Raw genomic sequence first — 20,637 nt, forward strand, 5'->3', positions numbered from 1 at the left:
AAAAATAGTTTGACACAACGGAAATACAGGTAAATCATTATGCCAATCCCTCACCGATTAGCGCCCTATAAACCCAGCAATGAAGAATTCGTCAGGATGGAAATGTTGTTGGGACAAATAGAAGATAAGATCTTTGATCATAAAAATAAAAATGTTCCGGAAATCCAAGAGCTCATCAATGAATGGAATAAAAATGCAAGCCGAGAGTTTGAATTCCATGAGTTCCGGGATTTACATTACTACACTGACAGTGAAAGCTTCATTCACTCCGCTTTTTATCAGATAAAATATATCGACGACCTGAGTTTTCAGGAAGCCATTGCACTCATCAATATCTTCTTTGAAACTCATCTTCATGAACCCGATGTATATTATGCAAAAGATCTATTGGAAAGAAATTTCCCGAATATCGATATTTCAGATCTCATCTTTTGGCCTAATGATTGGTTTCAAGATAATGAATTAGAAGCTGAGCTCACTACAGAGGAAATATTGGGCTACGCAATAGCACGTTCTGGGCGCTATTTACCCGATGCTCCGGATATTGAACTGAAATATCCCATTCCTTTGAATTAAGCGCTTTCCCCGTCTTACAGTTAATATTCTGGGTAAACAGTAGAGTACAAGAGACAGTCCTGAAAGACGGGGTTTTTCAGCATACCGGATAAATCTGAATCACAGGAAATTCACTATTTAATCACTGTGATTTACTGCATTATCAAGTATATTTAGACCCGTCTATAAAAGCACAAAACTTGTAACATTAACAACATGGTAATATTCGTATGTCTCTACTCAATGAATTTGAAGAATGGTTAAAGAACAATCTTAATGAAGTTGTTTTAGATTTAAATCCTGGTGCCACAGACGAAGAACTCCAGGCATTTTCATCAGAACTTGGCATTGAGTTACCAAATGAATTCAATGAGTTATATAAATGGCATAACGGCCAGAAAATGGATATTTTTACTGGGCCATGGTATGGGCTTGAATTCTTGCCGCTCGAGCGAGTTAAGCGTGAATGGCAGATATGGCGCAATATTGTCGATGATACAGAGGTCATGACCGCTCTCAGCAATGATGCGAAATCGACCCCTCCCGATTTTGTCAAAAAGGTTTATGCCAATAAATTATGGATACCTTTTGCACATGACAGCTCGGGTAATCATCTTGGCATCGATTTAGATCCTGGCCACAAAGGTACATGGGGACAGGTTATTAGTTTCGGTCGTGATGAAGAAAGAAAGATTGTGATTGCACCTGATATCATGTCGTTTGTGAATTGGATGCTCAACGAGCTAAAATCAGGCAACTTCAATATTCAGGTAGAAGATGATGATGGAAGAAGCTTTAATACCTTACGACCTGAAAAATATCATTTCTTAGATTCCTTGGCGGTGATGTTCCCAGAAGTGTGATGTTTCCGGAAAAAGTGCATCACGTTAAGTTGACGGCCTGAGTGAACACTCAGGCTTCAAAGTCACCTGTTACCCGCTCATCTCAAGCAATAAATCTCAAGCAATAAAGTGTGGAACAAACCGGGAGGTATCGCGGGTAATCAAGCTGTTATCTTCCCGAATACTAATGCCTGCCGCTTCATCCCCCACAAGCCAGCTGCCTACCAAGGTATAATCATCACCAAAACGGGGAAGTAACGCACTTGCCTGATAAATCACCGATCCATCACCATATTCTCCCGGTGCACTGACAAGCTGGAGTTCACCGTTTCGATCAGAAAACATCGTGATATTGGCCCCTTCACGAGAAAACATCGGCTTGCACACAAACCCTTGCCATGCACTCCCCATCTCCTCTTCCAAACGCCAGCCCGGATTGTCAACTTCTGACGCAAAGTAAGCAGGCAATAGATTGGGGTGACCACGATGCCAACGCCACAGCAAAGGCAAGATCCCTTTATTGCTCAGGATAGTTTTCCAAATAGGTTCTACCCAACGTTCACGACCATGCCGCAATACCGGTCCATAATCATCACGCAGCATCCATTCCCAAGGGTAAAGTTTAAATGCCTGCTTAATGACATTATCATTCAGATCCGTCAATACGCCCGCTGTGCCGAGGCCTATATCCTCCATGTAGATAAATCGGGTATCCAACCCTGCCTGAATCGCACAATCTTCCAGATAGAGCACCGTCCCACGATCTTCCACAGAATCACGACAGCAACACAAATAAAAAGGGTTTTCATTGCGCCACAGTGCCAATCGCTGGATCAACTTCTCCTGTATCGCGTTGAATTGGTCTGCCCCACGGGGAATGCCACCTGAACCGGCGACATCTACCAGCCATTGCCATTGGAAAAAAGCAGCCTCATATAATGAAGTCGGTGTATCAGCATTGTATTCCAGCAGCTTGACCGGGCCTTGCCCTCCCCAGACAAAATCCATTCGTCCGTACAGAGAAGGTTCGCGACGACGCCAGCTTTCTGCAATGGTTTCCCAATAGAGCTGAGGGATTTCCAGCAGATCCAACAACGCTTCATCACCTGCCACACGATCAACCAAATCAAGACACATTTGATGAAGCTCTACAGTCGGCTCTTCAATATTTTGTTCTATCTGGTTGAGAGTGAAACGATAGGCCCGTGATTCATCCCAGTAAATTTCATTGTTGATGGTATGGAAATTGAAACCATAATGGGCGGCAATCGCATCAAGGTTATGACGAGGCTGACAAGGTAAACGTAACATGGATTATCCCCCCAACTGCCACGGGAAGAGCCACCAAAACCACCACGAGAAACGGTTTTTGGGGTATTGGTAAACTTGCTGCCGTGTGAGCGATACCACTTTTTATCGTTGCCGGGTGACTTTAAAGCATTTCTGTCATGAGCGGTGTAATGAAATGCGGTGGAATGGTAGGTTCCCGAGTGACCCACCGCTCCCCCTCCACCTGCCCCGCCTCCCCCGCTATAGGTACTTTGCTCTTCATTTGACGGGTTTGGCCTTTTTTCCATGGTAAAACCAGCCAGGACCGGGGAGTAAACGCCATTGGAAATATTGTGGTAGCAGTTATTCCTGCCATAATCCAATTCACAAACATTGAGCGTATGGTAGGATTTTGCCGTTCGGCTCAATTCATCGATTGCGGCTTGTTGCTGACCATAACAGTCAGTCACTCTGTACCCTGCCGCAGTACACTCCTTCATATTGCGAAAAATTTCCGTCTTTTGTTCTTTGGTAGAAGACGTTTTTTCATCACTGCTGCAACTTTTCACCACAATGACAGCCGCTCCTCCCATAATAACCAATGTCAGAATGGAAGGTTTTCTGGATTTAGTTTTTTTTCTGAACGGCTCTTTGGAATAGCATTGAAAGTTTTGAGTTGTTGTTGTCGCAATATGAACTTTCTCTGTTTTTTTTCCGGCATGTTTAACACTCTGTTTTTTCTTGCTCATAACAGATACCCCTAATTATCATCCTTAATAACTCATACAGGCCGCATTTAAAATTCCACTACCAATTGAAATACCACCAAGGAAAATACCCGCAGCCAATTCATTGTTCTCAATTCTTTGGCTGATCTTTGGCATATAAATCTTCGCTGCGCCAAATACCAACAATTGTACAATCAGCGCGATAACACCCCATATTAAATAATCAAAAATACTGACAGCATGAACCGCTGCACTGGCCAATGGGGAGATATAACCGATAAAAGCACCAATAAACGCGATGGCGGCTGCCTGATTATTTTCTTTAATCAAGCGCCATTCATTGTGGGGGGTAATATGGGTATAGATAAATAAGAAGATCAACACCATTGCACAGCCAATAAAAAAATAGGATGCAAATACGATGAATAATGGCAATGATTCCATATGATAAATATCCTAACTTTTGTTTTATTTAAAGGTTAATTAGAGCAGTGAACCATTCTAAGATAGCTCTGCTATAACTTCCACTTTATACTTTCATTGATTAAGAACATTTCATTCTTGAAAGTCAGGTTTATGTCAGCAATATTTACCAGATTGCAATATAATGTAATTTGGTTATTATTTATAATTTAATTACTTTAATATAGAATTTAATGCTGTCAGTGGAAATTATTTCCACTGACAGTCAGGCTAGTTATCTATTTTAATTTTAACTACTCGATATGCCGTCCATAATGCCATTACCGGCGCAATAGTAAAGATTAAAAATAACCAATAAGAAGAGGCTGCGGCACCTTCCACGCCCCCGGGTTCATAGAAGCCAAATATATTGACCACCATTCCCCCCAATGCAGAACCGAATGCAGAAGAAAATAATTGAATGGTCGTGATGGATGAACCGGCAATGCCTTTATCCGCATCATCGGAAACTTGTAAGATACGGGTCAGAAGGTGAGGCCAGCCAAAGCCGATCCCAAAGCCAAATAATCCCAGTCCCAACAGGATTGGCAATATGATGTCCCATTCGCCTGCCGATTGGGATGGCAGCATTACGATCAGGATCACCATGCCAAGCAGCATGAAAACCGGGCCGCTCACAATCGAAAAACGCATTTTTGCCCCATTCCAACTGGCACTGATCATCTCTCCGACAGTCCAGCCAAGCGCAGCGGTAGCAACCATATAACCAGAAATCAAAGGAGATTTCCCATGCAGAATTTGCAGGAAATAAGGAATAAAAACATCTCCCGCCAACCCTATCATCAACAGGAATATTGTCGCAAACAAAACGAGATGGGGAGAGCTGCGGCTGAATGCATTTTTCGGCAATAACCGTATTGAAGCACGACGTTCATGGATAACCAGCAACAATAACAATACCACTGCGGCAACAACCCCAAAGATATTGATCCGGACATCTTTCGATAAACTTCCGTAGGAAACCGCCAGTACCGCAATTGACAACAAAATCAATTGCACAATCGGCAACGCCACTTTGGTTTTATTTTGTGCCTGTTTTTTAGGCAAAATGCAATAAGCACACAAGGCATACAGTAAGATGGAAGGCAGCATAATGCCAAATGCGTAACGCCATGCGTTCATTTCAGCAAAAATACCCCCGACAGCAGGCCCGATTAGCGTTGCAACGCCCCAAAACCCCGAAACCAGCGCCATGGCCCGAGTCCAGAGTGATTGCTCAAAAACCTGATTGATCATCAAGTAGGAAAGAGCGAATAGAAATCCTCCCCCTAACCCCTGAATGGTCCTGCCTATCAGCATCATTTCCATCGTATGTGCAGAGGTACACAGTAAACTGCCGGTGAAAAAGATGGCGGCGGCGACCAGATAAGCATTTCTTGCCCCTGATGAACTCAATAATCTTGCAGAAAGAATGGAGCCAATAATGGATGCCATAACAAACAATGTTGTGTTCCAGGCATAGAGGTTAAGCCCCCCTATCTCTTTGACAATCGATGGCAAAATGGTAATCGCAATTAAGGTGTTGGTTGCCATCAATCCTACACCTAATGAAAGCACTACCGCACTTGGAGCATTTTTGCTCGAAAATAAATCCCTCCAGCGGCCTTCCTCTGTCATTATCATGCTGTTGTCCTGAACATCGGTTGAGTTGTGAAAAGTCTTGCGCTAAATTAAACAAGATAAATCTTGGAATAAATTAATGTCGGGATCAATAATATGTCAAGCAGTGACTTGGAAAATAATACAATCGCGGGTCAAACAGTGAGTGAGAAGTTATTAATACTTCTAAAAACCCAAGGTGCACTACAAGCCTCTGATGCCGGCAAGCTGTTGGGTACAACGGGAGAAGCTGCCCGCCAGCAATTTGTTAAAATGGCGAAAGATGGCTTAGTTGAGGCGAAATCAGAAGCGAGAGGTGTCGGTCGGCCTATTCAGCTTTGGCATCTCACTCAGAAAGGTCATGATCAATTCCCGGATGCTCATGCAGAGCTGGCAACTCAGCTGATTGCGATTATCCGCAATCAGCTGGGTGAAACAACCATGGATTTGCTCATAAGCGCCCGCGAAAAAGAAATGTTCTCTAACTATCAAAAAGTGCTGGAAGGTGCTGATGGATTGCAAGAGCGAGTAAAACGTCTGGTCGATATCCGCTGCAAAGAAGGTTATATGGCTCATTATACGGTTGAGGAGGATGGTTCTATTCTATTTTTTGAGAACCACTGCCCGATTTGTTCCGCAGCCAAAGTATGCCAAAAATTTTGTCGGGCAGAGTTGCAATTGTTTAACGAAGTTTTGCAGGCGAAAGTAGAAAGAGTCGAATATATCCTCAGTGGCAATCGACGTTGTACTTATCGCGTCACACCATTGGAATAACATCAGCAAAAACGACCCATCTCTGTTGAATCGTTTTTTTAATGACGATTTGGAGAGCAAGTTCAGTCCCTTGTTTACACCAAAGTCATTTGTCTATTCCTTCTCATATTGGGCCATCGTTTACGGTATTTTTCACCTGCCCCCTGTCGGTGATATAAGCTGACAGGGGGATTTTAAACAACAGTAAAAACTATTCCTTACCCGCTGCGCCTAGCTGCTGATAAATATAATGCTTATAGCTATCCACCAACTCATGATCAAAGCAATCATTCAATGCCCCCTCACATAAATGACGCATCATCATATTGGCCCGATAAAACGGCGGGGCTGATAAACGGGCACGTTCCAGAATCACTCCCCCCAGGAAAGAGATATCCGTCAGTTTTCCTGTTGTGATTGGTGTCCCTTGTTTTAAATTATCCCGCAGTGTGAATTGAGTCAGATGCGCAGGATCAGATAACGGAGAATGATAGCGATTAAAGTGAATGCTGGGTTGATGATCACCAAAGTAGAGGAAAACGGTGGGTTTATCCCGCTTGGCAACGAACTCGCTGAAATCCCTGATGGCAGGATCAGACGCCACAATTTTTTCCATGTAGTGACTGAATTTCCCTACTGTCACTGAATTCTCTGTCTTGCCGGTTAAACCGTAATCATCATGATGGCTCTCTTTATAAGGGCCGTGTTCATACATTGTCAGGGAGAAAATAAAAATCGGCTTATCTGTCTCCTTGCCCAGAATTTCTTTCACATAAGACAGCATATCCTGTGTCGGGATAGTCCATAGATTTTCATCCAGACTTCCCGGATAGCCCAGTTCCTGTGGCTGGATAATTCGGTCAACGCCCAGCGTCTTGTAAGCATGCCCTGAATGATAAGACGATTTATTAAACGGCGTCAGGACAACGGTGTAATAGCCGTTGTCTTTCATAGCACGGAACAGGCTGTTTTGCAGATGATCGACGACAAAATAAAAGACTGCATTTTTGCGTGAACCAAAATCATCTGTATTCAAGCCTGTTAAAACAGAGAATTCAGACAGCCATGTTCCCCCTCCGAACGTTTGTACCCTGAGCGGACTTTGGGCGCTGACACCCGCATCTCGCTGAAACATATAAAGATGTGGCAATGTCACATTGGCGGGTAATTGGTAGAGCTGGGGGTTAACGGTTGATTCCTGCAATAACACAACAACATCAGGTTTAACATCTGATTGTGGCTCAGGCAACGTCACTTTTTTCGCCTGCTGCAAGAAATAGTCAGCAGATAGGCCGAATTTCGGTGGCTGGTATTGCACATCCATCGCAGACATGACCATATTGGTCATCGTTCCCCGCCCTTTCGGCAATGTTCCCTGCCACTGGTCATGATAGGCATGGGCCGTCAGGTTGATAGCCCAGGCACCTGCCGCCATCACAACAAGGCCGGCAAAACGCCATTTAATACCGCATACCGGCGTTGCAGCCTTCCAACTCAATATCATGTTGAATATCAACCAGACAATCATTGCCGCTATCGCGATACCGGCCAGCCAATAATGGTACAGGGTGCCCTGATTTGACGGGTCGAGGATCACATTAAAATCGGAAAACAACAGTTGTTCTTTGTAGTAATGGACTTTTATCTGATTGAGTAATTTGAGAATAATAAACAAGGTACCGGTCAACACAGCCGAAAATAACCCGCGCGCTGACACAAAAAAAAGTAAGCCAAAAATGATGCCAAACATACTGACAGAAATCAGCGCAGGATAAATATCACCGCCTTTTTCAAAGACTAATATCAAAGAAGCAATCGACAGCAATCCCAGATAAATTCCCAACACTATCTTTTTCTTCATATTCTTTTCTTCATATTTTGTTGAATTCCACATATGAGATCAATTTGACACACTGCGGGATTAAAAAACATTAATTGTCAAATTAATAGCAAATCAGTTCATAAAACCAGCCCAATGAAGACACCTGCCATCACAAGTAGTTCAATCGATCATCGCTATGTAACATATTGAAAATAAAATAACTTAAGGCTAAAACAGACTACTGTCCCGCAAAATATGTAAATCAGACCTTCTGCGGGTAAATCCCGTGCGATCAAAATACTCTAAAATCTGGACTGCCAATTTTCGCCCGATGCCGAACTCATCACGAAAATCTATCACCGTAATTCCGCCATTCTCCCGGGCACATCGACGGATCACATCAGCAAACTGTTGAATACGCTGCCTGTGGTAGTAGCGATCGGGCACAATGGCGATAATGAACCCCAGTTGCGCGGCTGTTCTCAAAAGTGGGCGCAGGCATCCTTCATCTTCATCCATTTCGGCAGACAAATCACGCACCCACCATGCTTCCGCTTTAAAATAGGGTTCGGCTTTTTCCCACAGTTCCAGCTGTTCAGCGGTAAATGCCAGCCCATGTTCCGGCAAATGCAGTATCCCATGAGTCTGTTTAAGAGTACCTTGCGCCAATAATCGATCGATAAGGCCATACACCAACTTTTCATCCAGCGCCGGTAATGCCATACGTTTCAAGCGAGCCTTGCCCACACCTTGCTGATCCGGATGCTTCTCGTGGTATTCCGCCAAAATTTGCAATAACGCTTGCTGCGCCTGCTCTGCGTTATGTCGTGACATAACCCACTCTTCTGTCATCATCAGGTCCATGGCTGACAACAGAAGATTGAGCTGACTTTCTGTCAGCTGACGTGCCCATGCAAAATCGCTGATTAACAATGCTCCGCGCAGCAAATGCAAAGAAAGATTCTCTGTATGGCTGACCGCTCGCGCTAACCGGGATAGCCAGACAATAAACTCAGGCTGGCGTTTTCCCCTGCGTGGGGAATGCAGACTAATGACCCTGGCCCCGGCAAGCGTTTTTCTGGCATTGATGTCCCGCAGGATCAGACGGTCATTTTCCACCAGCCATAAAGGGCGATCCAACACCAGCTCAGCCAGAACAGGCGTGTTTTCCAGTGAATTCAAGAGTGAAATGCGTCCGGTGAGATGGCTGGCGCCATGGTGGATATGGAGAGGCTGCCAGTTTTGCAGCGGTTCATCAGTTTCAATCTCTACCAAGACTTTTTCGACCGCCGGCAACGGCTTTTCTGACAATAACCAATCACCACGGAAAAGGTGCTCTTTGCTAATATCTCCGACGATATTCAGTGCAATTCGCTGGCCGGCCCGGGCGCACGGGACAGATTGATTCTGGGCATGTAACCCGCGAACTCTCACCTCTTTAACATGACGGGTCAGCCACAACGTATCACCAACATTGACACTCCCCGCCAATGCCGTACCCGTGACAACCAATCCCGCCCCTTTTACAGTAAAAACGCGATCGATGGCCAAGCGAAAACGCTGATGCAATTTTTCATGCTGCGGGTGTTGGGAAAGTGGAGAATAATGAACAGACGGATGGCTTTGCTCGCGTTGATGGACAGACAATAAATACTCTCTGAGCGGAGCAATGCCTTTTCCCGTTGTCGCTGCGGTGACAAACAGAGGGCTGACCTGCCAGCCTTGCGATACCAGTAATTGCGTCACTTGCTGCCGGATTTCCTCGACCCGGGCCTGCCCGAAAATATCTGCCTTGGTCAGCACAACCGTGAGATCAGGCCGCCCGATTAAACGCAAAATCGCCAGATGTTCCCGCGTCTGGGCCATCACACCATCATCACAGGCGACGACCAGCAGAATATGCTCAATTCCCCCGATCCCTGCCAACATATTAGACAGGAATTTTTCATGTCCCGGCACATCAACAAACCCCACCGAAGAACCATCAGGTTGTGGCCAGTAAGCATAGCCGAGATCGATAGTCATGCCCCGTTTTTTCTCTTCCGGCAAATGGGTTGTATCAACTCCCGTCAGCGCTCTAATCAGGCTGGTTTTTCCATGATCAACATGTCCCGCTGTAGCAAAAATCATAGTCATCAAGCCTATTTCTGTAACAATTCTTTTCTGTAGCGATTCGTTTGTATAACTATTTTTTATATAAAAATTTTTTATATAGCTATTTGTTTCTATAACAACACGTTTCATGGTGGCCGCTTCTGATGACAATAGGACTCATAACGACAATGCCTGCAATAATGCATTTTCATCTTCAAGGCAGCGCAAATCCAGCCATAGCCGCCCATCATACAAGCGCCCAATCACAGGCTTATTCAGATTGCGCCATTGACATGCCAATTTTTCCAATGTACTGCCCCGCCCATCAATGGCAGTGAACGTCAACGCCCAACTGGGCAAACGATCGACAGGCAAAGAGCCGCTGCCAATCTGGGAATGGCAAGGTTCGTCACGCACGAGAAACTTTTCGCTGTAATATGCCTGAATTCGGGGAAGTAGCTGTTGAGCCATGTCATAAATTTCATTTTGCGCACGCGTCAATAAACGCAGCGTCGGTAACTTTTGGGGCAATTGCTCAGGATATTGATAAAGGCGCAGTGTTGCTTCCAATGCAGCCAACGTCATTTTATCCGCCCGCAAAGCCCGTTTCAGCGGATACCGCTGAATCGCCTCAATCCACGGTTTCTTGCCAACAATGATTCCGGCTTGTGGGCCACCCAGTAATTTATCACCGGAAAAAGTCACTAAATCGATACCTTGGCTCAGATAATCCTTCGGCATCGGTTCAGCGGGCAAACCATATTTCGTCATATCAATCATAGAGCCACTGCCAAGATCGATGGCAGTCGGGATCTGCGATACCTTGCCCAGTTGCGCCAATGACTCTCCCGAAACGTCAGCCGTAAAACCTTCAATGCTGTAATTGCTGGCATGCACTTTCATCAACAGCCCGGTTTCCGGATTGATTGCCTGCTGATAATCTTTCAAATGTGTCCGATTCGTCGTACCCACTTCCACCAGACGGCAACCCGCCTGCACCATCACATCAGGAATACGGAACGCACCGCCAATTTCCACCAGCTCACCACGGGAAACAATGACCTGTTTTCCCTGAGCCACCGCCGCCAACACCAATAACACCGCAGCGGCATTATTATTAACGATGCAAGCATCTTCGGCTCCGGTCAGCTCACACAGCAAATCAGCCAGCGCGCGATCACGATGCCCCCGGCTTGCCCCATCAAGGGAATATTCCAACGTCACCGGTGAACGCATCACTTGCGTTACGGCATCAATCGCGGATTCTGCCAGCAATGCCCGCCCCAGATTGGTATGCAGAACAGTGCCACTCAAATTAAAGACGGGCTTCAGGGCTGATGCTTGATCTTGTCTGACCCGTTGGTGCAATGAAGCGACCCAGTTATCACTCCATTCCGGCAAGGAGTGATGTTGCTGAATATTGAATCTCGCCTGTTCCTGCATTTCCCGCAACATATTCACTACCCGTGTTTGCCCGTGCACTTCAACCAACGGAATGATTTCTGGCTCCCGCAGTAACTTGTCAATGGAGGGCAACTGACGGTACAGCGAATTTATAGTTTGTGTCATCGCTTTCCCCTTAATGACTTATTCGTCGGGAAACAAAAAAGGATTCAGGCTGCTGCGGGCAAAACCTTCTTCTTCCATTTTGGCATCCAAAATCAGTGAAGCCAGATCATCCGCAACCGCATCCACATTCGGATCTTTTTCCTGATAAATGATTTTCAGGTAACTTCCGCAATCACCACAGCTTTCTGCTTTTACTGCTGCATGTTCACTGTCCAGCGACCAATAGTTCAAATCGCCGGTTTGCTCACAATTGCTGCACTTGATCCGCACAACATGCCACTCACTTTCACACAGATGACAATGCAAATAACGCAGCCCCTGACTCGTCCCGATTTGTACAATACTGGCAACAGGCATGCTGCCGCAGACCGGACAGAACTGGCGATGCTCACCATATTCCGCCCGTGCTTGACCTGGGATCAAACTGGTCATCTGAGCCCAATAAACCGATAACGCAGCCCAGATAAACACGGCCTGATCAGGGCTGACTTTACTGAATTTACTGTGAAGCAATGCACTGGCCATCTCTTCCAGCTCTTGTTCTGAGTATTTTGCCAAATTCTCAAGGGTGGGTTTCACATGCCCGGGCACAGTAGGTTGCAATTCTGCAATCAGGGAATGCAGGATATTTTGCCAATGCAGAGTTCGGGGCAAGGTTTTGCAATCCAATGGAACGTCGGTTTTTTGAGGGGCATGCTCTTGATTGCAATGCGGCGGAACAATTTCATCCAGCACCACATTCAGCGGGTTGTCATACAACGCTTTTTGCTGTGCCTGCACAATGTCGGCGGCAAAATTCAGGTAGCTGGAAAAGGGATGATTTTCTGTAGCCAACGCCCTCAAACGCTCAGCACGATGTTGATACAAGTTTTTCAGGTTGGCAAACAGCAAAGGAGGAATGAAGCCAGCCCCCCTTTCATTAACATGGGCTTTGCCCAACTGTTCTTTAGGAACGATACGAATACTCATTTAACCCTCCCAATATGTTGATACCTCAGTATCCGTTCATCTTACCCTGCCAAACAACGAAATGGCATTGACGTTAAATTACGCGTCAGTTTACTGGCATCAAATTTACCCGGATATCGAAAAAAACCATTCCCTGTGGGTATAACAAAGGCCGGAAAGGTGTCAAATTCTGAGTGGGCTGTTAATATTTACGACAAGGGAAGGGTGAGTTTATTAGCACAATCATAAGCACTCTTCTGGATTTAATAATTCATGCCTGAAGAGATTGATGATGAAACTCACTCCTGAAAAATTAATCGCCGCAATAGAAGAATACGCCCGACTGCCTGAAAAACAAAAAATCTTAACTGAAGAACAAAGGCAATGGTTTGATGAACCAGAAAATATCTTCCTCTTGATTGCGTTAGTGCTCACCTTATCTGAAGAGACGATGGACAAGATAGGCGACAGCGTTAATACATGGGTTGATATTGCAGTAGCAGAACTGGCATTCGCAACAAACGCATTGCCCGCAGAAACCAAACGACAATTTGAAGAGGCCATCGAGCACCTTCTGATCCAGACACAAGAAAAATCCTGGCTCAACAGTGAGTGCGTGTTTTTATGCTTGTCGATATTGAAAAGACATCAGTTCAGTATCAACGTTAACATTGCTCAGTTGCTGGATAACCCCGAATATGCCGATGACACCAATATCGCTCCCTTTCCCCAGAAACAGCCCACATTGAGCCAATTGCTTGCTCAGTTCGACCTTCAATCCGGTATCGAATTCATTGAGTTTTTCGAAAATGGCTTTTCTGTGGCACCGACGGAAGCGGTTTCCTATTTATTCTCAGAAGTCACTCATTATTCATGGGGCATTGATGCGCTGCTTCTGCTGACTCAGTATTTTGAAGAGCCGATTGCACTTGCCAGTGCACAGGCATTGGATAATTGCCCATCCTCCGCATGGAAGCATTTATCCTATCTTCAACTTTTGAACCTGTGTGCACGATTCAACCGTCATCCTTCCATCAAGCCTTGTTTCAAGCGTTGGAAAAAACGCGCAATGGTACACAATACCGTTCGGGCGACAGCAAAAATACACGAATTGTATTCTTCCCATGTTGATGGCAATGATTGCACCAGCATCATACTGAAGGCCACACTGGAAAAGCAGTTATATCAGACAAGTATCATGCTGGATTTTAAATCCGGCATCCGGGAATCCTTTCTGAACCCTGAGCCTGAACAATCAATTGCTGATCTGGTGGCAAATTTAAGCCCTGAAATTGACTTCAATCCCGTATCGCCGGAGTGGTTGGGGCAAGTTTTGCCGTGGATACTCTCCGTGCAACAAGAGAAAAATACACCGCTCGATCTCTACTCACTTTATTGGTTATCACAGTTGCCTTTTGAATGGACACAGCCAGAGTCCTTTGAACTTGAACACTGGGATCAGAAACTGGATTATCAGAAAGATCCAAAACGCCAAGAGCAGAATCGCCTGAATCTCACGATGGGATCGCCATTAATACTGAGTTGGCTGCCACCGGAAGAAGACTTGCTGAAAGCGAAAAAACCGCAGGATTTGCTGAAGCTTTACTACTATGCAAACCGGGAGTTATTTACTCAACGCCTGACTTATTCTGCTGTGGTTGAGCGATATAAACAACCTTCAGACGCGCCACGCTTCACCAATGATTATTTGGATTTGGCCCATGCACTCAACGATCCTGCGTTGAATCGCAAGAAATTTGCCTTATTTGAAACGTTGGCAGAAGCCAGTTTTGAATTATTTCATGCAGAATTAGATTCCACCCTTGAAGAAATACCCGAGCAAGGATTGGTCATTAAGGTCAGTTTAGCAGGAGCGAATCCCCCGGTATGGCGCCGGATACGGATAAGCAACCAGATAAGCCTGTCTGAACTGCATGATGTCATACAAGCCGCAATGGGTTGGAGAGACGCCCACTTGTTCCGCTTTGAGGTCGGTGAGATGGAAATCCCGGAAGAGCATTATGACCACTTATCCATTGGCGTTTTTCTGCGTGAAGCCGAAGATGGACTCGGCTATCAATACGACTTTGGCGATGATTGGTTCCATCAGGTTACCGTAGAAAAAGTACTCGAGAAACCGGTTAAGCGACTTGAAGTCACCGCAGGCAATGGTCTGTGTCCACTTGAGGATTCCGGCGGCATCCAGAGTTGGAATGATTTAATCAAGCGGTGGAAAAAGAAAGCGCTCACGGAAGAGGAAGCAGCAAGGCTCGACTGGTTCGGATTTAACCCGGATGAACAACCAGAACCTTTTGATAAACGACACGCTAATGATTGTCTCAAAGCCTGGTTCAGTCATTAATCCTATCTTGCAAAGCCGGAGGAAAAACCTTGCCTCCGGTTTCACTCAAAGAGGTGCAACTCGCGTTACAACAAGAACCAGATTAGCGCTATCCTGAGCTAATTTTCCAGGGTTTCACTCCAAACATTTATTAATTTTATTTATTTTTACATCAATATCTATAACCGCTATTTATTGCCGCTTATTTCCGGGTAACACCATTATTTTCATATGATATCAATATCACCACCTTGTTATTTTTTGTATTTTTTTGATGAATTAACAATCGGATTATTTTATTATTGTGAAAGTCACCTAATGTTTTTGGGATGAAACTATATGGAGTTATGGGTTGTATTAGGGTCTATCATGATTGTAGCCATTATCATATCCCCCATTGTGGCTTTTATAGCCTTGAGGACAGGTAATGAAGCAAAAGATGAAATCAAAAATTTAAAAAACCAAATAGCACAACTGAAACAACAGGTTGTACTCTCAAATACGGAGCCTTCATCACCATCTTCACCACCTGTTCAAAAGACGGCGGTATTATCTGAGGATATTTCCACGCTTGATAGTCTCAATAATCCTCCTGCTTATTTACAGCCCAATGGCAAACTACAAGAATGGGATAGGGAACGCCGTGATCAAGCCAGGATGGAAACACAGTCCGAGTTATCTGAGCCTGAGATAAATACAACAGACAATGTGTTTAAAGTTGTACCTGATGGATTTCAACCGACACTCAAGGAAAGTATTGAAACGATCTCAACCAACCCCGTGACCAACACTGAACCAGCAGAAATTGAAAAAAGTCAGCCGCCTATTGTTCAATTGAATAATGCGCAATTGAATAATGTACAAATGAATAAATTGCCAACAAGCAGCCCTTCTTCCTCTGCGTTACCAACTCAATCACCGCAACAATCACCACAACAACTACCACAAAGAAGCAGTTCGACAACAGCCCTGGAAACACCCCCTTCCTTTTTTTCCGGCATAATCAGCTGGTTCTTAACAGGGAATCCGGTAGCAAAACTCGGGGTCTTGTTACTGTTTTTTGGTATTGCTTACTTGCTCAAATATTCCGTTGAGAGAAATGTCCTGCCGATTGAACTGCGTTTGGCTTCTGCCGCGCTGGGCAGCCTTGTGTTATTGGGTATCGGTTGGTGGTTGCGCCATAAACAGCCACTTTATGCTCTATTGTTGCAAGGCGGTTCCATTGGGGGATTTTATATCACCGTTTTTGCAACTTTCCGGCTCTATTTACTCCTGCCCCACACCGTTGCGTTTGCCCTGATGCTGATTATCTGTGCTGCCAGTGTTGCATTGGCGGTATTGCAGCGGGCGCAGAGTTTAGCGATGCTGGCCTGCATCGGTGGTTATCTTGCACCTTTATTGCTGTCAACCGGCGGTGGTAGCCACATCGCGCTATTTTCCTATTATTTGCTGATTTCCTGCGGCATTTTGGTGATAAGCCTCTGGCAGTCCTGGCGCTCACTGAATCTGCTGGGCTTTATATTTACATTCGGTATCGGTACTTTTTGGGGCAGCCAGAGCTATCAATCAGAATATTACCTTTCGTGTCAGATTTTCCTGATCATTAACTTAGTGCTTTTCAGTTTGCTGACGGTCTTGTTTGGGTTGAAAAACCGTCCGGAACAGAAAATGGCGGTTGATGGCACGTTGTTATTTGGTCCGCCGGTTATTGGTTTTACCCTGCAATACGCAATGACAATTCAGTGGGAGTTTGGCCCTGCATTTTCTGCATTGGGATTCGGCCTGCTTTATCTGGGCAGTGCATGGGCAACACTCCGGCGATTCCCACAGGCTGGCAAACGCATTGCAATGGGATATCTGGCTCTGGGCAGCTGTTTTGTCACGCTGTCTATCCCATTGGCGCTATCTGCACAATGGACAGCGCTCGCATGGTCACTGGAAGGACTGGGCATTCTGTGGTGCGGTTTGTTGCAAAATCAGCGCCGTTTCAGCTATACGGGGAATGCGTTACTGGTCATGGGCTTAATCTCCCAGTTATTCGCCTATCCGTTTTTTCATGCGGGGTCCCATTATGATTTGCTGTTCACCTTACTGGTAATGTCTCTTTGCTTTATCTGCGCGGGTGCACTTTGGCGCCATTATCGGCTGGAAAATACGGGATGGAAAAAAATTAGCTTTATCATGATGGGAGCAGGCATCGCTATCTGGTTCTGGTGGGTTTTTGAAATGGTTACCCATCTTTCCTCCCGCTATTCCATTTTCTCTGAACCGGTATTGTTGCTGCTGCTTATCTTTAGCCTGTCCGTACTGATTTGGCGTTGGGCCGCTTTACGCCTGATGTGGCCGGAATTGCGGCAAACAGTCTGGTTGCTGTGGCCGATAGCTTGGCTCAGTTTCTTTCTTCAATGGGAGTATGACACGAACCTATTATCAGACAGCAGATGGAGCATCTGCTGGTTAGTCGCTATCGCCATTTCTGCTTTCATCCTGAAACGTGACGCCCGGGCTTTACTGACTCCCCCCATGGAGAAGCTGGCTCATTTACTCCTGTTGTGGCTGGGACTGGCCCTGATTGGCAGTGAAGTTTACTGGCAAAGCCAACAACTTCCCTGGGGAATGGAAGAGTGGGGTTACTTTATCCACATGAACGCCATGTCACTGGTCATTCTGTTGCTGTGGGTTGTTCAGCGGTATGGTTGGTGGCCACTCTCGCAACATGCAAAAACTTACTGGCTGGGAATATTGCCGCTGGCATTCGTGATGTTTGTTATGTTGGTGTATGGCAACGATATGGATGGGCAGGTTGTTGGCGGGCACTACCTCCCACTGGTCAATCCCCTGGAAGAAGCCAGTTTGTTTGGCATTCTTATGCTGTACATAGGGTTGCATCATGCCATTCCATTTTTGGGTAGTGCTTTCTCAAACAATGAACACAAGCAGCTGAAACGATGGGTAACACTGGGGCTTTTAGTGTGGTGGGCGAATGGTGCCCTGCTGCGGGCATTGTCCCATTATGCGGATATTACATGGCGATTTGAAACATTGTGGGCATCCCGTCTGATTCAGGCGATTTTTGCCGTGGTTTGGGCACTTGCTGCATTAGTTTGTATGCTGTACGCCACACGTACAATGCGTCGTAAAGTTTGGTTTGCCGGTGCGGGCGTACTGGGCATTGTCATTGTGAAATTATTTTTGGTCGACAGTGCTGTTGGTGGTGGATTGGCGCGTGCCTTTGCGTTTTTGGGCGTCGCTGTTTTGCTGCTGATTATCGGCTATTTTTCTCCGATCCCGCCTCTCAGATCAGACAAACAGGAAAAAACAGCATGAACTTGTTAAAGGACATAAGAAAAACAACCCTTATATTATGTGCTGCATTAGGGATAGCCAATCAGTTTCAAGCGTATGCCAGCGAAACCATGCTGGCGCCGCAGGATTTTTATAAAGGCGCAGAGTTGGAAACCTCATCCGACTCCCCTTTTTACCGAGTGATATTGCCTAAACCGGTTTATCTGGAAACGGCATACTCTGATTTGCGGGATATCAGGATCTTCAATAAATTGGGGCAACCCATGACGTATTCAATGACAGAAGCGAATATGTCACGTTCAGAACGGCAAGAAGTGGCTTTTCAAGTATTTCCCATGCAAAAGGAACGGGGAATGCCGGATGGTTATGCTACCGGAAATCACTACGTTACGCTGAAATCCCCCGAAGGGGTGGAAATCAATCTTTATGACAGAGAAGGGGATAAATTTGATTCCACTTATTTATTGAAACTGGATGAAAATAGCGAGCTGCCTTCCGATAAGGCCATTAATCAGATTGTTTTGGACTGGACGTCATTACCTGATAATTGGCAAACAAGAGCCAGGGTTTACAGCAGTGACGATTTAAAAGCCTGGACTCGGCAAGTTAAGGATGCGCCGTTGATGGAATTAAAATCGGATGCCGGCCATGTCCTGCTCAATCACATTGAGATCCCAAACAATAACAAGCACCGCTACCGTTACTGGGTTTTGATCCTGGAAAACGCCCCCGCCCAACTTCCGATCATCAATGGTGCAAAAGGGGTTTCGGTCACGCACTATACCCAGACAGAGTCTGTCAATCTGTCATTTAATGTCGACAGGCTATCTGAAACTGAAGCGATTTACCGATTTGATAAACCGCAGGTCCTGTCAAATTTGTTGATTTATCCCAAACAATACAATGCGGTATTGCCCATCAATGTTGAATATCGCACCCACCCCAAGAGCGCATGGCATCAATTGAGCAATAGCGTGATTTATCATATTGATGGCACAAAAGGGGAGAACATGTCCGATCAACTGCCCCTGAAAAATTTATTGGTTCAGGAACTGCGCATCAGGGCGGTCAGTGGCAGTTGGGGAAATGATACCCCTGTCGTTGTCGGTAAACGCAACCAAATTGATGTGGTGTTTAATGCTCAGGGGAATGCGCCCTATGTTCTGGTGTGGGGAGCGAATAACGTCTCTTCGGCGGCAATGGACATTAATGAACTGATCCCCAAAGGCGCAATGCCCGAAAATGGTGTTCGTGGCTTACCGGTAGCGAAACAGCAAACAGACGTTGTTTTGGGCGGAAAAGGGCGGCTTGATGCATTATCCCCAACGGAAAAGGCCGCTCAATGGCAAAAATGGCTGTTATGGGGGATCTTGATTTCGGGTGTCTTCGGGCTGGCATTCGTGACATTCAAGTTAATTAAAGAAATGACGGCGAATCAGGAGTCATAGCCCTTATTCGGTTGCTTTTACGTATATTTAACGCAGATTAATTTAGCGTAAAATCGAGTGTCAGCGTGATCTCTGGTGTCATCCCCGCCGGTTTGGTGCCTACCGGACTGGCGCGGTTGACGGCAGAAAGCGCGGCATCATCCAAGGCGCTGTTGCCGGAGGAGTTAACGACTCTGGCCGCCGTCAATGCCCCATTCTCCAGCAAGGTAAAGTTGATGGTGACGGTACCCTGTTGTTTCATTCTTTTGGCCTTGCGGGGATAAACCTTATGGCGCTCAATTTCCTGCCGCAGCCTCACGGTATAATTATCGATTTCACTCGTGCCCTGTCCAACCAAAGGTTTTGTGGTTGAGGCATGGCTCATCGCACCTTGTGAATGAGCCTGATCATTGCCGTCGGTTTTCTGATCGGCATTATTGTCTTTTGGCTTGTCTTCTGACTTCAACTCCGGTTGAAGGGAAGGTTTATTTTTCATCTCCTGAGGTTTCCCGGCCTGTTTTTTTATTTTCTTGGGCTTAACAGGCTCTGCGGGTTTTTCTTTCCTGATTTCAGGGACAACGGCTTTATTCAACTGAATCTTAGGTTTTGTCGGTGACTCAATTACCGTTAAAAGCGGGGCTGGCGGAGAAACAAGCCCGGGTTCGCTTTCCCATGATTCCCATGATGACGAAGCAAGCATTGTCATTGACAGCCCCATGACAGGTGTATTGTTGTTGAGATGGTGAGCAGTATCCTTGTAAGGAGTATGTCGGTTGAATAGCCATATCAGACTGATATGCAGCAACAAGGCTGCCAGAATGCCCACCAGCAAACCACGCCGGGATCTGGGTGGGACATGATTGATAAAACTTTCCGATATGGCCGGGTTACGCATATTGTT

General features: G+C 45.7%; 15 protein-coding genes. 6 read left to right on the top strand and 9 right to left on the bottom strand.

All coding sequences use genetic code 11. The annotated features are described in order from the left end of the window. Positions 1-39: 39 nt before the first annotated feature. Together Xsze_RS04055 and Xsze_RS04060 are read left to right on the top strand one after the other, a co-directional pair. Positions 40-576: a hypothetical protein gene (locus Xsze_RS04055; protein WP_038239854.1), complete on the top strand. Its 537-nt coding sequence runs from the start codon at positions 40-42 to the stop codon at positions 574-576. 209 nt (positions 577-785) lie between these two features. Continuing rightward, positions 786-1,418 carry an SMI1/KNR4 family protein gene (locus Xsze_RS04060; RefSeq protein ID WP_038239852.1) on the top strand — a complete coding sequence of 211 codons (633 nt, stop codon included), beginning with the start codon at positions 786-788 and terminating at the stop codon, positions 1,416-1,418. Between the two features lie 96 nt (positions 1,419-1,514). On the opposite strand, the gene Xsze_RS04065 is transcribed toward Xsze_RS04060, so the two are convergent. From Xsze_RS04065 to Xsze_RS04080, 4 genes are all read right to left on the bottom strand, one after another. Then, complete coding sequence (locus tag Xsze_RS04065; protein ID WP_244431831.1) at positions 1,515-2,666, bottom strand: glutathionylspermidine synthase family protein; 1,152 nt, start codon at positions 2,664-2,666, stop codon at positions 1,515-1,517. Further along, on the bottom strand, positions 2,573-3,415 hold the full coding sequence (locus Xsze_RS22575; RefSeq protein WP_071991810.1) for a DUF1190 domain-containing protein: 843 nt from the start codon (positions 3,413-3,415) through the stop codon (positions 2,573-2,575). The genes Xsze_RS04065 and Xsze_RS22575 overlap by 94 nt, the downstream gene beginning before the upstream one ends. Before the next feature lie 24 nt (positions 3,416-3,439). Continuing rightward, positions 3,440-3,838 carry a DUF350 domain-containing protein gene (locus Xsze_RS04075; RefSeq protein WP_038239848.1) on the bottom strand — a complete coding sequence of 133 codons (399 nt, stop codon included), beginning with the start codon at positions 3,836-3,838 and terminating at the stop codon, positions 3,440-3,442. 249 nt (positions 3,839-4,087) lie between these two features. Next, positions 4,088-5,500: an MFS transporter gene (locus Xsze_RS04080; RefSeq protein ID WP_038239846.1), complete on the bottom strand. Its 1,413-nt coding sequence runs from the start codon at positions 5,498-5,500 to the stop codon at positions 4,088-4,090. Between the two features lie 93 nt (positions 5,501-5,593). On the opposite strand from Xsze_RS04080, the gene Xsze_RS04085 reads away from it, so the two are divergent. Continuing rightward, positions 5,594-6,250 (top strand): helix-turn-helix transcriptional regulator, encoded by a 657-nt coding sequence (locus Xsze_RS04085; protein WP_038239844.1) that lies wholly within the window; start codon positions 5,594-5,596, stop codon positions 6,248-6,250. A gap of 190 nt (positions 6,251-6,440) precedes the next feature. On the opposite strand, the gene Xsze_RS04090 is transcribed toward Xsze_RS04085, so the two are convergent. The 4 genes from Xsze_RS04090 to fdhE all read right to left on the bottom strand — a co-directional run bounded on the left by Xsze_RS04090 (position 6,441) and on the right by fdhE (position 12,683). Beyond that, positions 6,441-8,090 (bottom strand): LTA synthase family protein, encoded by a 1,650-nt coding sequence (locus tag Xsze_RS04090; protein WP_038239842.1) that lies wholly within the window; start codon positions 8,088-8,090, stop codon positions 6,441-6,443. Positions 8,091-8,279: 189 nt separating this feature from the next. After that, positions 8,280-10,181: a selenocysteine-specific translation elongation factor gene (selB, locus tag Xsze_RS04095; protein ID WP_038240089.1), complete on the bottom strand. Its 1,902-nt coding sequence runs from the start codon at positions 10,179-10,181 to the stop codon at positions 8,280-8,282. 141 nt (positions 10,182-10,322) lie between these two features. Continuing rightward, positions 10,323-11,714 carry an L-seryl-tRNA(Sec) selenium transferase gene (selA, locus tag Xsze_RS04100; RefSeq protein WP_038239840.1) on the bottom strand — a complete coding sequence of 464 codons (1,392 nt, stop codon included), beginning with the start codon at positions 11,712-11,714 and terminating at the stop codon, positions 10,323-10,325. Between the two features lie 18 nt (positions 11,715-11,732). Continuing rightward, positions 11,733-12,683, bottom strand: coding sequence for a formate dehydrogenase accessory protein FdhE (gene fdhE / locus Xsze_RS04105; protein WP_038239837.1), 951 nt, complete (start codon positions 12,681-12,683; stop codon positions 11,733-11,735). 271 nt (positions 12,684-12,954) lie between these two features. Here fdhE and Xsze_RS04110 point away from each other — a divergent pair, with 271 nt between their 5' ends. The 3 genes from Xsze_RS04110 to Xsze_RS04120 all read left to right on the top strand — a co-directional run bounded on the left by Xsze_RS04110 (position 12,955) and on the right by Xsze_RS04120 (position 19,757). Then, positions 12,955-15,024 carry a plasmid pRiA4b ORF-3 family protein gene (locus tag Xsze_RS04110; RefSeq protein WP_038239835.1) on the top strand — a complete coding sequence of 690 codons (2,070 nt, stop codon included), beginning with the start codon at positions 12,955-12,957 and terminating at the stop codon, positions 15,022-15,024. Positions 15,025-15,372: 348 nt separating this feature from the next. Continuing rightward, the gene (locus Xsze_RS04115; protein WP_244431830.1) at positions 15,373-18,330 is read left to right on the top strand and encodes a DUF2339 domain-containing protein; all 2,958 of its coding nucleotides are present in this window, start codon (positions 15,373-15,375) and stop codon (positions 18,328-18,330) included. Then, on the top strand, positions 18,327-19,757 hold the full coding sequence (locus tag Xsze_RS04120; RefSeq protein WP_038239833.1) for a DUF3999 family protein: 1,431 nt from the start codon (positions 18,327-18,329) through the stop codon (positions 19,755-19,757). Before Xsze_RS04115 ends, Xsze_RS04120 begins: the two co-directional genes overlap by 4 nt. 37 nt (positions 19,758-19,794) lie before the next feature. On the opposite strand, the gene tolA is transcribed toward Xsze_RS04120, so the two are convergent. Continuing rightward, positions 19,795-20,631, bottom strand: coding sequence for a cell envelope integrity protein TolA (gene tolA / locus Xsze_RS04125; RefSeq protein WP_038239831.1), 837 nt, complete (start codon positions 20,629-20,631; stop codon positions 19,795-19,797). Positions 20,632-20,637 lie beyond the last annotated feature (6 nt).

The organism is Xenorhabdus szentirmaii DSM 16338, assembly GCF_002632585.1.
Taxonomy (GTDB): domain Bacteria; phylum Pseudomonadota; class Gammaproteobacteria; order Enterobacterales; family Enterobacteriaceae; genus Xenorhabdus; species Xenorhabdus szentirmaii.

Excerpts from the sequence above, each read along its gene's own strand:
- Xsze_RS04055 (WP_038239854.1), top strand. The coding sequence starts at position 40 with ATGCCAATCCCTCACCGATTAGCGCCCTATAAACCCAGCAATGAAGAA.
- Xsze_RS04060 (WP_038239852.1), top strand. The coding sequence starts at position 786 with ATGTCTCTACTCAATGAATTTGAAGAATGGTTAAAGAACAATCTTAAT.
- Xsze_RS22575 (WP_071991810.1), bottom strand. The coding sequence starts at position 3,415 with ATGAGCAAGAAAAAACAGAGTGTTAAACATGCCGGAAAAAAAACAGAG.
- Xsze_RS04075 (WP_038239848.1), bottom strand. The coding sequence starts at position 3,838 with ATGGAATCATTGCCATTATTCATCGTATTTGCATCCTATTTTTTTATT.
- Xsze_RS04080 (WP_038239846.1), bottom strand. The coding sequence starts at position 5,500 with ATGATAATGACAGAGGAAGGCCGCTGGAGGGATTTATTTTCGAGCAAA.
- Xsze_RS04085 (WP_038239844.1), top strand. The coding sequence starts at position 5,594 with ATGTCAAGCAGTGACTTGGAAAATAATACAATCGCGGGTCAAACAGTG.
- Xsze_RS04090 (WP_038239842.1), bottom strand. The coding sequence starts at position 8,090 with ATGAAGAAAAAGATAGTGTTGGGAATTTATCTGGGATTGCTGTCGATT.
- selB (WP_038240089.1), bottom strand. The coding sequence starts at position 10,181 with ATGATTTTTGCTACAGCGGGACATGTTGATCATGGAAAAACCAGCCTG.
- selA (WP_038239840.1), bottom strand. The coding sequence starts at position 11,714 with ATGACACAAACTATAAATTCGCTGTACCGTCAGTTGCCCTCCATTGAC.
- fdhE (WP_038239837.1), bottom strand. The coding sequence starts at position 12,683 with ATGAGTATTCGTATCGTTCCTAAAGAACAGTTGGGCAAAGCCCATGTT.
- Xsze_RS04110 (WP_038239835.1), top strand. The coding sequence starts at position 12,955 with ATGAAACTCACTCCTGAAAAATTAATCGCCGCAATAGAAGAATACGCC.
- Xsze_RS04115 (WP_244431830.1), top strand. The coding sequence starts at position 15,373 with ATGATTGTAGCCATTATCATATCCCCCATTGTGGCTTTTATAGCCTTG.
- Xsze_RS04120 (WP_038239833.1), top strand. The coding sequence starts at position 18,327 with ATGAACTTGTTAAAGGACATAAGAAAAACAACCCTTATATTATGTGCT.
- tolA (WP_038239831.1), bottom strand. The coding sequence starts at position 20,631 with ATGCGTAACCCGGCCATATCGGAAAGTTTTATCAATCATGTCCCACCC.